This window comes from Bradyrhizobium sp. Ken01 (assembly GCF_055807355.1).
Map to the genome: position 1 here is coordinate 35,848 of NZ_JBVVPC010000006.1, position 14,271 is coordinate 50,118.

Sequence of the window (14,271 nt, forward strand, 5' to 3'; positions counted from 1 at the left end):
TCCCGTGTTTTTCTTGTAGCCTGGATGGAGCGAAGCGTAATCCGGGAACGGCGGCCCCGGACTACGCTTCGCTCCATCCAGGCTACGGATCTTTGCAGACACTCATCTTTGTGACGTTAGCACCAATGGGATGACCGACAATCTCGGACAACGTCCGGCACTTGCCGTCATGGCAGAGCCGCCATTCGCCAGCCGCGCCCGAATTGCCCAGCACGACCTCCGGCATCGGCGCGCGCGCGGGCCTCCATTGAAACCAGCCGTCGACGAGGCGCGCCTCGGGCGGCGGCTCCATGCCGGGGCCGGTGCCCTTCACGCGCGCCTGCACCAGTTCGAGCCCGGCCGGGGTGACGCGCCAGTCTTCCTGCCAGTCGACCTTCGCGATCGAATGCGTCCACACCAGCGTGAACGCGGACAGCGCCAGCGCCTTCACGCCTGAGGCTGTGACGAAGCAGAGGCTCACACCGCCTCGACCGGCGCCGGCGGACGCCGCCGCCACTGCCACAGCACGATCGCCGCGGCAAGCAGGAAGCCTGCGGTGTCGCTGAACGGAAAATCGCCGAGCAGGCAGACCGCGGCACCGAGCGCGACCAAACGTTCGAGGAACGTCAGGCGCGTGAACAGGAATCCGATCGCGACCATGCCGAACAGGGCGATCGCCACCAGCGCCTTCAAGGCCGCCAGCGCCACCGCGCCGTAGAAGCCGAGCTTGGCGGCCATGGGGTCGCCGGCCTGCAGCATCAGCGCCGGCGAATAGACGAAAATGAAGGGGATGACGTAGCCGGCGAGCGCGATGCGCATCGCCTCCCAGCCGATCTTGTCAGGATTCTCCTTCGCAATCGGTGCCGCGGCTAACGCCGCCAGTGCGACCGGCGGCGAGAGGTCGGCCATGATGCCGTAATAGAACGCGAACATATGGCTCGCGATCAGGGGCACGCCGAGTTTCGCCAGCGCGGGCGCCGCGAGCGCGGCCGTGATGATGTAGGTCGGGATGGTCGGGATGCCGGTGCCGAGCAGGATCGACAGCAGCATGGTCATGATCAGCGCCAGGAACAGGCTCTTCTCGCCGAGGCCGATCACCCAGCCGCCGAAGATGGTGCCGACGCCGGTCTGCGACATCATGCCGATGATGACGCCAACGATAGCGCAGGCCATGCCGACGGTGATGGCGGATTTCGCGCTTTCGGCCAGCGCATCGCGGCAGGCGCGCAGGGCGGAAAATCCGCCGCGCACGAACGCAGTGATCACGATCAACGCGACGACGACACAGGCGACCGGCACGATCTGAAGGCCGTCGCGCGAGAGCGCAGCGACGACGAGCGCGAGCCCGATCCAGAAGACATAGCGGACGGCAATCGAAGACGCGCCCGTCGTGATAGCGGTGCCGAGGATCAACCCCACTGTGAGCGCGAGGCCCATGCTGCCGGCATAGAGCGGCGTAAAGCCTTCGAACAGCATGTAGACGAGGGCCGCGAGCGGCAGCACCAGGTACCAACCCTTCACCAGCGCCTTCCAGGCGCTCGGGGTGTCCGACTTCTTCATGCCGGTGAGCCCGTGCTTGCCGGCCTCCAGATGCACCATCCAGAAGGCGGAGGCGAAATAGAGCATCGCAGGAATCGCGGCCGCTTTCACGATCTCCGAATATTGGACGCCGAGCGTCTCCGCCATGATGAAGGCGACCGCGCCCATCACCGGCGGCATGATCTGCCCGCCCATCGAGGCCGTGGCCTCGACGCCGGCCGCGAACGCGCGGCGATAGCCGAACCTGATCATCAGCGGAATCGTGAACTGGCCGACGGTGACGACGTTGGCGACGCCGGAGCCCGAGATCGTGCCCATCATGCCCGAGGCGAACACCGCGACCTTGGCGGGGCCGCCGCGGGTCCTGCCGAACAATCCAAGAGAAACGTCGGTGAAGAGCTGGATCATGCCGGCGCGCTCCAGGAACGAGCCGAACAGGATGAACAGGAAGATATAGGTCGCCGAGACGTAGATCGGCACGCCGTAAAAGCCTTCGGTGCCGAAGGAGAGATGCGTAATGATCTGGTCGAAATCGTAACCGCGATGGTTGAGCGGCGATGGCAGATACTGCCCGAAGAACCAGTAGACGAGACAGGCGCCGCACATCAGCGGGAGCGCCGCGCCCATCAGCCGCCGCGTGCCCTCGAAGATCAGGACGGCAAGCAGCGTGCCGACCACGAGATCGAGGCGCGTCGGATCGCCGTCACGTGCGATCAGATCCGCATAGAAGATCCATTGATAGAGCCCGCACAGAAAGCCGGCGCCGCCGATCAGCCAGCCGATCGCGCGGCCGAAATCGCTTTTGGCGGTGAAATTGCCGATCAGACCGAAAGTAAGGAGAATGAGGAAGCCGACATGGACGCCGCGCACCACCTGGCTCGGCAGATAGTTGAAGGCCGCCACATAAAGCTGGAAGGTCGCGAAGGCGATGCCGATCCAGTACGCGAGCGTGCCCCACCAGCCCGGGCCAAAGCCTTCCGGGAAACCGTGCTCGAAATTGTCGAACTCGACCTTGATGGGCGCTTCGCTGCCTTCTGCCTGCAACATCGATATGACCCCAACCGTCCAGCGCTTATAACATTGCACGACGCCTCCAGACCGTCATGCCCGGGCTTGTCCCGGGCATCCACGGACTTTCTCGCCTGCTCCTGGAACGTGGATGGCCGGGACAAGCCCGGCCATGACGCCCGATAACGAAAGCTGATTACTTGATCAGCCCTTTTTCCTTGTAATAGCGGATCGCGCCGGGGTGCAGCGGAACCGGGCTGCCGCTGGCGGCCGTCTCGAGCTTGATCTCCTTGCCGGCCGCATGCGCGTTGGCGAGCTCGGGCAGCGACTCGTAGACCAGTTTTGTCATCTGGTAGGCGAGATCGTCGGACACCGCCGAGCTGGTGACGAGATAGTTGACCACGGCCGCGGTCGGCACGTCCTTGTCCTGCCCGGTATAGGTGTTGGCGGGAATGGTCGCCGCGACAAAGGGCAGTCCGATCTTGTCGACGGTCTCCTTCGGCACCGATACCACCGTGATCGGGCTCGAGGTCGACAGATCCTTCAGCGAGGCCACGCCGAGGCCGGCCGATTGCAAGGTCGCGCCGAGCTGGCGGTTCTTCATGAGATCGACGGATTCGGCAAACGGCAGATACTCGACCTTGCCGAGATCCTTGTAGCTCATGCCGGCCGCCGCCAGGATCGCGCGCGAATTGAGCTCCGTGCCCGATTTCGGCGCGCCGACCGACAGGCTCTTGCCCTTGAGGTCCGCCAGCGTCTTGATGCCGCTCTCGGCGGTCGCCACGATCTGGATGTAGTTCGGATAGATCGCGCCGATGGTCCTGAGCTTGTCGAGCTTGGACTTGAAGCCCGCCTCCTCTTCGCCGTCCCAGGCCGCTTTCAGCGAGTCGCCCAGCGTGAACGCCAGCTCGCCGCGCCCTTGTTGGAGCAGGATCAGATTCTCGACCGACGCCTTGGTGGCCTGCACCTGCGTCTTCACGTTCGGAATCTTGTCACCGTAGATCTTCCCGATCGCGACCCCGAGCGGATAGTAGACGCCGGAGGTGCCGCCGGTCAGCACGTTGATGAAGGATTGCGCCTGCGCGCAAGGTGCCGACGCCGCCAGAGCAAGAGCCGCGGTCACGCCGAAAATCGTCCGTTTCATGATCTTTCCACTCCCCAAACCGGCCGGGAAGTTGGCCGGATGAGGGGTGCGGGTCAACCCATCCAAAAGTCAAAACAGGACTGCGGTAAATGGCTGTCCTGGCTCGATTTTTGGGGAACTCGGCAGGGTGTGGCGAGGTGGCGCAGCCAGGTCGGTCAGCCCCTCACTGGAAGGTCATGTCCAGGCATTTGGAGATGTCGGAGCCGAGGCCGGAGGAGATGATGATGCAGCCGCGCACCTTCTGCGCGCCGACGTCGGCAGCCCAGACGGAGTAGCCGCCGGGGCCGAAGAACGAATTGGTGTTCGGCGGCTCGGTCTCGGTGGCGTCGAAATCGTAATGGCCGTCGGTGTCGAAAATGCGCGGCTTCTTGGTGCAGGCGCCGTCGGTCTGGACGTTGATGACTTCCTTGTTGTCGCGGGTCAGCGCCAGCGAGACCTGGCAGCGGAAATATTCCGAGGTCTTGGTGTTGAAGAGATAGGTGTAGGACTTGCAGGTCGCGGTGTTCAGCTTGCCCGGGGCAAGGCCGCGGCTGCACGAAATCCTCTGGTTGTGGCTGAGCTGGTAATCATCGGCCCGGGCGGCCGGCGCGAGCGCCGTCAGCATCAGGCCGGCGGCCCAGCAAGCTTTCATGACGAGGTTCATTCGAATCATCCCCTACCCAATGTTTTTGTCGAATTGCGTTCTAGACGGAAAGCGGAACATAGTCGCGCGGGGACGAAGGGAAAATCACAAACTGCTCGGCAAGACGTGAAGCGCTGCGGCGCTTTCGCAAATTGACCTGGAAGCGCCGTTCGTGATTTGTTCGAACCGGGAGCCTCGATGGGGAGGATAGGGTAATGGCATTTTCAACAAAGACTTTTTTGGTTACGGCCGTGCTCGTCGCGTTCGCTGCGCCCGCATTGGCGCAGACCGCTGCAACACCTTGGGAGCTCAAGCCCGACACCGGCTACGCCTATGACAAGGACGGCAAGACCTTTTCCTACAAGATGGGCACCAGCAATGCCGGCGAACTTCTGAAAGGCGCCAAGAAGGTGCCGAAGGGCACGCTGTTCTTCCTCGGCCACAACGGTCAGCTCTACATGCGCAGCGGCCCGTACCTGGAAGGCGACGGCAAGTTCAGGTTCGGGTCGGATCAGTAGGGGCGGCGGTCAGCTGGGCGAGAGCGCCGCGGCGCGCTCGGCGTCATCGTCCGCGCAAGCGGACGATCCAGTATTCCACAGATCGCGTGCTTGAATCGAGAGGCCGCAGCGTACTGGATGCCCCGGTCAAGCCGGGGCATGACAGTGGAAGATGTGGCAGGGCGAATGTCTAAAACGCTCCCGCCAGCTCCCGCGCGCCGGCGTTGTTGCTGTTGCTGTCCATCCTCGTATCCGTCACCGCCAGCAGCTTCGCCACCGTGTTGTGGCGGATCGCGACCGGGTTACGCTCGTAGCCGCCGCGCTGGAAGAAGTTCGAGGTCGGCACCTGCTCGCGCATCGCCTGCGGCATCGTCACCATGTCGAGGCCGGTGCCGTCGCCGGTGAGGTTCATCATCTCGAGCTCGGCCGCGCTGAGCGGGCGGCTATAGCCCTTGGCACGCGCGAACAGCACCGACGTCAGCAGCTTGTGAGTCTGCAGCATCGGCCCGATATCGATGTCGAGCACCATGGCATGCATGGCCCAGCCCTGCGCGGTGTTGCCGATCTTCTCATGCTCCGACCAGGTGTCGGGCACCGATTTGGCATGCGCCACCATCTTCTTCAGGACGGTAAGCTTGTGCTCAAGCGTCTGGCGCGCGGGGCCCGAGGCCCTCGCGACCTTGTCGGAGAGCGCGCGGATGAATTCATGGCCTTGCTCGGCCAGCAGCTCGACGCTGTTGGTCGTCAGCAGCTGGTTGTAACCCATCGCAGTCGAAATGGCGCGCTTGCCGCCATGCTCGATTCCCGCCTGCACGTCGTAACTGCCGGTGCCGCCGGTCTCGAACGCATAGACCCGCACCGCCTGCTCGCGCGTCAGCCCCGAGGCCAGCGCGTAGCGTGCATAGACGCGCTTGAACTCGACTTCGCTGGACGGCCGCTGCGGCGTGAACTGATAGAGTTCCTGCACCGCGCGCAGCAGATCGGCGACCACGGGGATCTGCTTTTTCGTCGGGCGGTCCGGGGTTTCCTCCGGCTCCGGATTCACCGGCCGTTTCGGCCCGTTATAGAGCGGTGGATGCTCCAGCACGTAATCGTCGAGCGTGACCTGCTGGCCACCGCGCCGCTTGGCGTTGCGACCTTTCCGCTTCTCGGAGATCTGGCTCCAATAGGCGCCGGCTTCCTCGTCGAACGCAGCACGCGCGGCCTGATACTCCTGCAGCTTGCGGCGATATTCGAGCACGGCGGGCGATGCGCCGCCTTGCGCGAAAAACTGCGACAACATCTGGGCTTTGGCATTGCGGACGGCTGGCGACAGCGCGTCGGATTCGCCACCGCGCGCGGCAGGCGCGAGCAGGACGAGCGCGAGTGGAACCAGTCTCACGGCATTTCGAATCGATTGATGCATGCTGCCCTCTTAGCAGGCATCCGGTAACCGTCACGTTAACACGTCGTTTACCTCGTTTTCGCCCCTCCCGTCACTTCCAGGCGAACACCGGCTGTTCCAGCTCGCTGACGCGGGTGTGCCGTCCTGCCAGCACTTCGCGGAACTGGTAGATCAACGCCGCCGTCGGTGCGTGGATCAGGCTCGACTGATGATGGAAGCGGATCACACGGCGCGTGCTCTCGGGGATCGCGACGAAATCGAACGCATCTTCGCGCTCGACCGTCGCAAGCGCGATGCGATGAACGGAGGCGACCTCGTCCGGGTTCGGTTTGATCGCGGCACTATCGGCGGCCCAGACCACGACCGGGGTGATCAGATAGCCGGAGCGGGTCGGATAATCATCGAGCGTGCCGAGCACCTCCACGCCGGTCAGGTGAAGGCCAAGCTCCTCGTCGAGTTCGCGTAGCGCCGCCTCGACCGGCGTCTCGCCGGCATCGCAGCGTCCGCCGGGCAAGGCCCATTGACCTCGATGGGCGCGCAGATGCGATGCGCGCAGCGTGAGCAGCAACGCCGTGTCATCGCCCTCGCTGGCCGCGGTCAGCGCAATTGCCACCGCGGCGCGCTTCAACACCGCTGGCACCTCGTCCTCCGGCAACCGCGTGAAGGCCGCGCAGGCAGCCGCGATATTCCGCCGTGTGGCATCGTCGAACGGTCTCATGATGCTTGACTACACCACGTCCGGCCCCGATGAAATGAGATCGCACGACGCGCTCAGGAATGGACGACATGACCAACAAGGCAGCCGCAAGGCTGAAAGCAGACGGCTGGACCATCCTGGAGACCACGGGCTTCATGCACCTGATCGGCCCATTGTGGGAGCGCAAGGTCGACGGCCAATACGAATTCGCACTTGCAACCGAGGACAAGCACCACAACCGCCGCGGCATGGTCCAGGGCGGCGTGATGATGACGTTCGCGGACCGTACCTGCGGCATGACCGCCCGCTACGTCTCCGGCAAGGAGTTCATGGCGACGGTGCAGCTCGACACTCATTTCGTCGAAGCCGGCCAGATCGGCGACATCCTGATTTCACGCCCGCGCGTGGTGCGCTCGACGCGCAGCCTGATCTTCATGAGCACGGAGGTCAGCGTGGACGGCCGCTGCGTGGTGATGGCCAATGGTGTGTTCAAGATCTTGAAGGGGCCGGGGTAGCGGTGCTGCGTTCACTGCGCTCCACAAATTCCGCCGTCGTCCCGGCCTAGTGCGCAATTGCGCACCAGGCCGGGACGACGCTCAGGGATTGCTTCGCTGCGCTCGCAATGACGGAGTGAGACGGCTATGCTGGCGCGTCAACAAGCGTTGAGGAAATGACCCATGCAATATCGCCAACTCGGCCGCAGCGGCCTGAAAGTGTCGCCGATCTGCTTGGGCACGATGATGTTCGGCGGGCCGACCGATGAGGCCACCTCAAAGCGCATCATCGCGAAGGCGCACGAGGCCGGCATCAACTTCATCGACACCGCCGACGCCTATTCGAAGGGTGCATCTGAAGAAGTCGTGGGACGCGCCATCGGCAACAACCGTCACGCCTGGGTGCTCGCGACGAAACTTGCGAACCCCATGGGCGAGGATCCCAACCGTGTCGGCCTGTCGCGGCGCTGGGTATTGGAGGCGGCGGATGAGAGCCTGAAGCGGCTCGGCACCGATCACATCGACATCTATTATCTGCACAAGGAAGACCATGCGACGCCGCTGGAGGAGACGGTGCGCGCGATGGGCGACCTGATCCGCGCCGGCAAGGTGCGCTATTTCGGCGTCTCGAACTACCGCGCCTGGCGCGTCGCCGAAATCTGCAACATCTGCGACCGGCTCGGAATCGACCGGCCCGCGGTGAGCCAACCCTATTACAACGCCATGAATCGCATGCCTGAAGTCGAGCACTTTCCGGCCTGCTCCTACTACGGCCTCGGCATCGTGCCCTACAGCCCGCTGGCGCGCGGCGTGCTGACCGGCAAATACAAGCCCGACGCGGCTCCCGACAAGGAGACGCGCGCAGGCCGCAATGACACGCGCATGATGCAGACCGAATGGCGGCCGGAATCGCTCCAGCTCGCGCAGGAGATCAAGACCCACGCCGAGAAAAAGGGCATCACCGCAGGCCAGTTCGCGGTCGCCTGGGTGCTGAACTCCGCCTTTGTCTCCTCGATCGTTGCCGGTCCGCGCACCGAAGAGCAATGGGACGGCTACACCGGCGCGCTCGACTATCGCTTCACTATGGAAGACGAGGCGCTGATAGACAGACTGGTCGTGCCAGGTCATCCCTCGACGCCGGGCTACAACGACCCGGCCTATCCGATTGAAGGACGTCGCGCGCGGACCGCCTGAGCCGGAGACAAGAATGGCCTTCGAAGATCGCTATGGCCTGTCGATCTCCACCTCTTCGCCCGAGGCGGCATCCGCCTATCGCGAGGGCGTCGACCTCATGCTCGCCGGCTGGACCGGCACGGCGGAGACTCTGGAGCGCGCGATTGCGGCCGATCAGGATTTTGCGCTGGCCCATATCGCCCGCGCCCGCCTGCATGGCTTCTATCAGCAAGGCGATCTGGCACGGCAGAAGGCAGCCCGCGCGCGCGAGCTCGTGGCGAACCGCGGCACGGAACGCGAGCGTTCGCATGTCGAGACGTTGGTGCTCGCAATCGAGGGCCGGCTGCCCGAGGCAATCGCGGCGACTATGAAGCACGTCGAGGCGTGGCCGCGCGACGCACTAGTGCTGTCGCTGCCGCTCGGCGCGTTCGGCCTGTTCGCGTTCTCCGGTATGGCCGATCACGACCGTGCGCGGCAGCAGCTGTGCGAGCGCGTCGCGCATCGCTATGGCGAGGATTGGTGGTTCCTCACCATGTACGGCTGGGCGATGACCGAGAACGGCAATGTCAGTCGCGGCCGCGGCGTCACCGAGCGCGGCTTCGATCTGCGCCGGCAGAATGCCCATGCCGCGCACGCCGTGCTGCATGCGATGTTCGAGGACGGTTCGATCGAAGCGGCCGACCGGCTCGTCGACGACTGGATCCCCTCTTACGACCGCGCCGGGATCTTGTACGGCCATATCCGCTGGCATCAGGCGCTCGGCGCACTGGAGCATGGCGATGCCGCGCGGGCGCTTGCGATCTATGCCGATGTGCTGCAGCCAAAGGCGACACAGGCGCCGCCGCTCAATGTCGTCACCGACGGCGCGTCACTGCTCTGGCGCCTGTCGGCTTACGGCCACGCCGTGCCGAAAGCGCTCTGGGTCGAAGGCGATGCCGCCGCGCAAAAACTGTTTCCGAAATCGAGCCTGCCCTTCGCCGACGTCCACATGGCGCTGTTCGCGGCCGCGACGCAAAATCGCGAGGCGCTCGCCGCGCGTCTTGCCGTGATCGAGCAGCGGCTCGCCGACGGCAAGCTCCCGGCCGGTCCCGTGGTGCCGGCGGTCTGCCGCGCGCTGGCAACCTTTGCGGACGAGGATTACGCGGCATGCGTGCAAATGCTCGCGCCGGTCCTCGGCGAGGTCGTGCGTCTCGGCGGCAGTCACGCCCAACGCGAACTGATCGAGGACACTTTTGTCGTCGCCCTCATGCGCAGCGGCGACCTGCCCCGCGCCCGCGCGTTACTCGATGCCCGCCTGCACCGCCGTCCCTCCCTGCGCGATACGCGCTGGAAGGCGACGATGGGCTAGCTCCGCCACGAAAAAAACACCGGCCGGGCGGCAAGTGCCGGCCGGGAACGGGTTGGGCGATATGGGCGAATCGCCGTTGGGGTGGCGCGGTGGTATTTCAGACGAATCAGACAGAACAAACGGGATCGCAACCAATTTACGGTTCGACGGTTGTCGGACGGAACTTTCCCGTGGTTCCCTGGCATGTGAACCTTCCGATGCGCCTCTGCCGACCAGTCCTCACCGCCGCCCTCATCGCCTTGGCAAGCCCTTGTTTTGCCGAGTCTTCCTTGTCGATTCCCGTGAACAACCCTCAGGCCGCAAACGCCTTCGTCGACCTGCTGGCGCTGATGTCCGGCCACTGCAAGACGCTGAAGGTCGCGGGCCGCACCTTTGCCTGCAAGACGGTCGCCTATGCCCATGGTGACAAGGGCCGGGTCAATTTCGCGGTCGCGGTCGACGATCCCGCCGACGAGAATCACGTCGTGTCGTTCTCCGGCGAGAACGGCAAGCGCGCCGACGACAACTCCTACGAGCTGCCGATCGACCGCATGCTGCTCAATTCCAAGGACCGCCCCAAGGTCGACGGGTTGCCGGTGCCGGCCGAGCAGACCTCCACAGGCCTCTGCCGCCAGACCGGCAATTTCGCCGCCAGAAAGGTGACTGACGTCACCTGCTCCGCCACCGACAGCGAGGGCCGCCGCTACGAACTGCTGTTCGTTTCCGACGGCACGCCCGTGAGCGTGCGTCGTATCAGGCAGTCGGCTCCGTCGATCCAGGATCCGTTCAAATAGCGGACCTTGTTCGCTCCGCATGCGGGCGAGGTGAACCGCCGCCTGCGCGGCACAGCCGGATCAAATCCTTTCATTGAAACTTCGGAACCGGCAGGTATGCTCGGATGCGTCCTCATCGAGGAGGCGCCCGTTGCAAACACAGGCAGGCACAGAGTCCAGCAATGCGGATGGTCAAGGCGATCAAGCGGCTCCTGATCGTCTGCCTGTTCGCAACCCTGGCACATGAATGCCCCGCGGCCGACAGTCCGGGGCAGCGCTCGATCCTGGTGCTGGAAGACGCCGACTTTCGTTCGCCGTTCTATTCGGAGATTTTTGCCGGTATCCGCACGGCTGCGAAGGAAAATGGACAGATCCATACCGTGATCTACGGCGAAAGCCTCGATCTCGCCCGTTTCCCGGGACCGGACTACGAGGAGAGTCTGGTCGGTCATCTCAAGACCAAATACGCGCACCGGTCGATCGACGTCATCGTCTCCATCGGCGTCGCGTCGGCGAAATTCCTTCAGGGGCGCAAGCACGACATCTGGCCCGCGGCACCCGTGGTTTACGGCTTCGTGCCCGATCTGCCCGAGACGCGCGCGCTGTTTCTACCCGACACGACCGCAATCTTTGCCAAGGTGTCTCCGGCGCAGTTACTGACTGCGGCACGCGCGGTCGTTCCCGACCTGACTGGCGTCGTCCTTGTTGGCGATGCATGGAAAAATCCGCTGACATACGGCCACTGGAAGCAGGAATTCGCGGCCGCGATGCCGGATCTCGAGATTGTCGATCTGTCCGGGATGGTGCTGCGGGAAGTGCGCGAACGGGTCGGCTCCTTGCCCCCTGGCTCTGCAATCCTGACCTCGGCAATGTATTCCGACGGCGAAGGTACCCACTATTTGCCGGCTGCGGCGCTTGCGCGTGTCGCCGAGCACGCGAACCGCCCGATCATCATCACCTCCGATACATTTCTCGGGCGGACGGGAGTTGGCGGCTTCCTGCTGCTGCCCGAAACCATCGGACGGGAAGCCGGCCAATTGGCAATGCGGATTCTCGGCGGCGAATCGCCGTCGAGCATCCCGCCCGTTGCCGGGGACAACGTGAAGCCGATCTTCGACTGGAGACAGCTCAAGCTCTGGAATGTGGACGAAGCTCATCTGCCTCCGGGCAGCGAGGTGCGTTTCCGAGAACCGAGCTTCTGGGAGCAGTATTACTGGCGCGTCATGATCAGTGTCGGCTTGGTGCTGGTGCAGGCGACGATGATCGTCATCCTCCTGCGCGAGCGCAGGCTGCGATTCCTGGCGGAGGTCGAAGCGCGCCAACGCATGTCGGAGCTTGCCCACATGAATCGCCTTGCCACCGCGGGCGAGATGTCTGTCACAATCGCGCATGAGCTGAGCCAGCCGCTCGCCGCCATTCTGATCAATGCAGAGACCGCCGAGCAGCTGTTGCAGATACCGGCACCCGACCTTGGCGTGATCAGGGATATACTGGGTGACATTCGCCGAGACGATAAGCGCGCCAACGAGATCGTCGTTCAGGTGCGCTCATTTCTGAAGAGGGCCCGCACAGAGCGGAGCGAGCTCGACCTCAACGCGGCGGTCGGCGACGTGTTTAGGTTCCTCTCCGTTCAAGCCCTGACTTACGACGTTGCGCTCGCGACGGACCGATCGGCCTCGGATATTCACGTAACTGCCGACAAAGTGCAGCTCCAGCAGGCTATTCTGAACCTGGTCATGAATGCCATCGAAGCGGTGGCCGATCTGCCGGAGGATCGGCGACGCATCGTCGGTCGAACCAGCCTAGCGGGCAATCAGGCCATGATCTCGATCGCAGATGCCGGCGACGGCATCTGCACAGAAAAGATAACCGAAATCTTCAAGCCGTTTTTCACAACCAAGACGCAGGGCATGGGAATCGGCCTCTCGATCACGCGCACGATCGTCGAGGCACACGGCGGGCGGATCTGGGCCGAGAACGCGCCGACCGGAGGCGCCGTCTTTCATATCAGCCTGCCGCTGGCCGCCGCGCGATCGTGAGTCGAGGCCTTCTGCCGCCAGACGTCAACCATCGATATGATGGTCACCATACCTCGGAGCGACCCATGACGCGCGACCGCCTGTTTTTGCTGCGTCCCGGGTTCGAGGACCCGACTTTTCCTGGACGCCGCTTCTATTGCTGGCATTGCGCGCTGATCGAGGGCGTGCTGGTCTCGTTTCCGCAGCTCGCCGGCAAGCTCGACATCGAGCGCATCCCGTGGCCACGCCCGCGGCAAGCCGTGATCCCGCTGGCCGGCGAGGAGAACCAGTCGTTACCGCTGCTCGTGCTGGCGGTTGGAGCGACCTCGCCGCACCAGACCGGCAGCTATCAGGGCCGCGCGTTCATTGCTGACAAGGACGCCATCCTGGCCGCGCTCTCCGAACGCCACGGCTTTCCCGATCCGCATCCGTGAGGGGGAGAGCGCGTAGCCTGCAATCACGTCGCGAAACGAGGGAAAATTGACATTGCGTGTCGTCACTGTCGCCTCGCATAGTCGGCGCTGCAGGTAAGTCTGCAAGTAAGTCTGAAAGCCGCCCCTCATGTCACTCGCGCTTCCCGCCCTCATCGTCGTCGACGTCCAGCGTGCGTTCGACGAATGGGAGGCGGCGGGCAAGCGGCGCAATAACCCGGATGCAGTGGCACGTATTGCCGATCTCCTGACGGCGTTCAGAACCAGCGGCGCGCCAATCTTTCACATTCGTCATGAGGGCACCAAGCCGTCCTCCTCATTTCTGCCAACGAGCTCCGGATATGCCGTCAGGGACGAGGCATGCGAGCGGCCGGGCGAGATCGTGATCGTCAAGCGCGTCAACAGCGCCTTCATCGGCACCGATCTGGAAAGGCGCCTGCGCGCGGGCGACATCGGCACTCTCGTCATTTGCGGCGCCACCACCAATCATTGCGTCGAGACGACGACGCGGATGGCCGGCAATCTCGGCTTCGACGCACGGCTGGTGCGCGACGCGACCTGGACGTTCGAGCGGGTCGGGCCGGATGGCGACAGGCATTCTGCGGAGGAGATCCATGCGATGACGCTGTCGAACCTCAACGGCGAATTCGCGCGCATCGTCACCACCGATGACGTGATTGCATCATTCGCGGCAGAGTGATGGCGGAGTTACGGCCACGCCCGTGATGCGACAATAGATCTCACGAGACGCACGTAGCCGCGCGAACCGGACGCCCATGAAACTGCGTCGTTTCGACGCCCGCACTGGCCGGAACGTGCCGGATGACCATGTGTTGTCACACGACATTCAACTGGAGTGATGACATGAAGTATCTCTTTGTCGCGATGACCGTCGGTGCTGCGGCGCTTGCCGGCGGGTCGGCGGCGAACGCGGCCAATCATTCAAGCGCGAAACACAACGCGCCAGCGGCCCAGTCGACCGATATCAGCGCGCAGCACAGGCACCACCATCACGGACATCGCCATCACTGGCGTCCTCACCACCATTACGGATTTCATCGTCCGCACTACCGGAGCTACGGCTACTATCCGCGGCACCACGGCTATTACGGCGGCGGACCGTACGGATATTATGGCGGCGGCGGTCCGAGCGTGACGTTCGGCTTCGGCGGCAGCCGCTGGTAA

Annotated in this window: 15 protein-coding genes; 9 read left to right on the forward strand and 6 right to left on the reverse strand. The window is 64.0% G+C overall.

The window, feature by feature from the left end; genetic code table 11:
- Window positions 1–82: 82 nt before the first annotated feature.
- The 4 genes from AC0L3S_RS08465 to AC0L3S_RS08480 form a co-directional block, all read right to left on the reverse strand.
- Window positions 83–496 (reverse strand): DUF1850 domain-containing protein, encoded by a 414-nt coding sequence (locus AC0L3S_RS08465; protein ID WP_473266251.1) that lies wholly within the window; start codon window positions 494–496, stop codon window positions 83–85.
- Window positions 457–2,565, reverse strand: a complete 2,109-nt coding sequence (locus AC0L3S_RS08470) for a TRAP transporter permease (RefSeq protein WP_473278715.1) — start codon at window positions 2,563–2,565, stop codon at window positions 457–459. Before AC0L3S_RS08470 ends, AC0L3S_RS08465 begins: the two co-directional genes overlap by 40 nt.
- 157 nt (window positions 2,566–2,722) lie before the next feature.
- Entirely contained in the window at window positions 2,723–3,670 is a 948-nt protein-coding gene (locus tag AC0L3S_RS08475) for a TAXI family TRAP transporter solute-binding subunit (protein WP_473278716.1), read from the reverse strand.
- A gap of 163 nt (window positions 3,671–3,833) precedes the next feature.
- Window positions 3,834–4,313, reverse strand: a complete 480-nt coding sequence (locus AC0L3S_RS08480; RefSeq protein WP_473266244.1) for a hypothetical protein — start codon at window positions 4,311–4,313, stop codon at window positions 3,834–3,836.
- 194 nt (window positions 4,314–4,507) lie between these two features.
- Here AC0L3S_RS08480 and AC0L3S_RS08485 point away from each other — a divergent pair, with 194 nt between their 5' ends.
- Window positions 4,508–4,810, forward strand: a complete 303-nt coding sequence (locus tag AC0L3S_RS08485) for a hypothetical protein (protein ID WP_473266245.1) — start codon at window positions 4,508–4,510, stop codon at window positions 4,808–4,810.
- A gap of 169 nt (window positions 4,811–4,979) precedes the next feature.
- Here the strand turns inward: AC0L3S_RS08485 and AC0L3S_RS08490 are convergent, their stop codons facing one another.
- Together AC0L3S_RS08490 and AC0L3S_RS08495 are read right to left on the reverse strand one after the other, a co-directional pair.
- A complete protein-coding gene (locus AC0L3S_RS08490) occupies window positions 4,980–6,194 on the reverse strand; it encodes a hypothetical protein (protein ID WP_473278717.1) in 1,215 nt (404 codons plus the stop codon).
- A gap of 70 nt (window positions 6,195–6,264) precedes the next feature.
- Window positions 6,265–6,894, reverse strand: a complete 630-nt coding sequence (locus AC0L3S_RS08495) for an NUDIX hydrolase (protein WP_473266252.1) — start codon at window positions 6,892–6,894, stop codon at window positions 6,265–6,267.
- A 65-nt stretch (window positions 6,895–6,959) separates the two neighbouring features.
- Here AC0L3S_RS08495 and AC0L3S_RS08500 point away from each other — a divergent pair, with 65 nt between their 5' ends.
- The 8 genes from AC0L3S_RS08500 to AC0L3S_RS08535 all read left to right on the forward strand — a co-directional run bounded on the left by AC0L3S_RS08500 (window position 6,960) and on the right by AC0L3S_RS08535 (window position 14,271).
- Window positions 6,960–7,385: a PaaI family thioesterase gene (locus tag AC0L3S_RS08500; protein WP_473278719.1), complete on the forward strand. Its 426-nt coding sequence runs from the start codon at window positions 6,960–6,962 to the stop codon at window positions 7,383–7,385.
- A gap of 162 nt (window positions 7,386–7,547) precedes the next feature.
- Window positions 7,548–8,558 carry an aldo/keto reductase gene (locus AC0L3S_RS08505; protein ID WP_473278720.1) on the forward strand — a complete coding sequence of 337 codons (1,011 nt, stop codon included), beginning with the start codon at window positions 7,548–7,550 and terminating at the stop codon, window positions 8,556–8,558.
- A gap of 13 nt (window positions 8,559–8,571) precedes the next feature.
- Window positions 8,572–9,885, forward strand: a complete 1,314-nt coding sequence (locus tag AC0L3S_RS08510; protein WP_473264364.1) for a tetratricopeptide repeat protein — start codon at window positions 8,572–8,574, stop codon at window positions 9,883–9,885.
- A gap of 197 nt (window positions 9,886–10,082) precedes the next feature.
- Complete coding sequence (locus tag AC0L3S_RS08515) at window positions 10,083–10,658, forward strand: hypothetical protein (RefSeq protein ID WP_473264492.1); 576 nt, start codon at window positions 10,083–10,085, stop codon at window positions 10,656–10,658.
- A 161-nt stretch (window positions 10,659–10,819) separates the two neighbouring features.
- The gene (locus tag AC0L3S_RS08520) at window positions 10,820–12,676 is read left to right on the forward strand and encodes a sensor histidine kinase (protein WP_473278721.1); all 1,857 of its coding nucleotides are present in this window, start codon (window positions 10,820–10,822) and stop codon (window positions 12,674–12,676) included.
- A gap of 65 nt (window positions 12,677–12,741) precedes the next feature.
- The gene (locus tag AC0L3S_RS08525) at window positions 12,742–13,089 is read left to right on the forward strand and encodes a DUF3088 domain-containing protein (RefSeq protein ID WP_473278722.1); all 348 of its coding nucleotides are present in this window, start codon (window positions 12,742–12,744) and stop codon (window positions 13,087–13,089) included.
- Between the two features lie 127 nt (window positions 13,090–13,216).
- Complete coding sequence (locus AC0L3S_RS08530; RefSeq protein WP_473278723.1) at window positions 13,217–13,786, forward strand: cysteine hydrolase family protein; 570 nt, start codon at window positions 13,217–13,219, stop codon at window positions 13,784–13,786.
- A 164-nt stretch (window positions 13,787–13,950) separates the two neighbouring features.
- Complete coding sequence (locus AC0L3S_RS08535; RefSeq protein ID WP_473278724.1) at window positions 13,951–14,271, forward strand: hypothetical protein; 321 nt, start codon at window positions 13,951–13,953, stop codon at window positions 14,269–14,271.

What these genes read in the sequence shown, in the direction of transcription:
- AC0L3S_RS08535 (WP_473278724.1), top strand. Translation starts at nt 13,951, where the DNA reads ATGAAGTATCTCTTTGTCGCGATGACCGTCGGTGCTGCGGCGCTTGCC.
- AC0L3S_RS08500 (WP_473278719.1), top strand. Translation starts at nt 6,960, where the DNA reads ATGACCAACAAGGCAGCCGCAAGGCTGAAAGCAGACGGCTGGACCATC.
- AC0L3S_RS08530 (WP_473278723.1), top strand. Translation starts at nt 13,217, where the DNA reads ATGTCACTCGCGCTTCCCGCCCTCATCGTCGTCGACGTCCAGCGTGCG.
- AC0L3S_RS08510 (WP_473264364.1), top strand. Translation starts at nt 8,572, where the DNA reads ATGGCCTTCGAAGATCGCTATGGCCTGTCGATCTCCACCTCTTCGCCC.
- AC0L3S_RS08485 (WP_473266245.1), top strand. Translation starts at nt 4,508, where the DNA reads ATGGCATTTTCAACAAAGACTTTTTTGGTTACGGCCGTGCTCGTCGCG.
- AC0L3S_RS08515 (WP_473264492.1), top strand. Translation starts at nt 10,083, where the DNA reads ATGCGCCTCTGCCGACCAGTCCTCACCGCCGCCCTCATCGCCTTGGCA.
- AC0L3S_RS08490 (WP_473278717.1), bottom strand. Translation starts at nt 6,194, where the DNA reads ATGCATCAATCGATTCGAAATGCCGTGAGACTGGTTCCACTCGCGCTC.
- AC0L3S_RS08505 (WP_473278720.1), top strand. Translation starts at nt 7,548, where the DNA reads ATGCAATATCGCCAACTCGGCCGCAGCGGCCTGAAAGTGTCGCCGATC.
- AC0L3S_RS08520 (WP_473278721.1), top strand. Translation starts at nt 10,820, where the DNA reads ATGCGGATGGTCAAGGCGATCAAGCGGCTCCTGATCGTCTGCCTGTTC.
- AC0L3S_RS08525 (WP_473278722.1), top strand. Translation starts at nt 12,742, where the DNA reads ATGACGCGCGACCGCCTGTTTTTGCTGCGTCCCGGGTTCGAGGACCCG.
- AC0L3S_RS08480 (WP_473266244.1), bottom strand. Translation starts at nt 4,313, where the DNA reads ATGAACCTCGTCATGAAAGCTTGCTGGGCCGCCGGCCTGATGCTGACG.
- AC0L3S_RS08475 (WP_473278716.1), bottom strand. Translation starts at nt 3,670, where the DNA reads ATGAAACGGACGATTTTCGGCGTGACCGCGGCTCTTGCTCTGGCGGCG.
- AC0L3S_RS08470 (WP_473278715.1), bottom strand. Translation starts at nt 2,565, where the DNA reads ATGTTGCAGGCAGAAGGCAGCGAAGCGCCCATCAAGGTCGAGTTCGAC.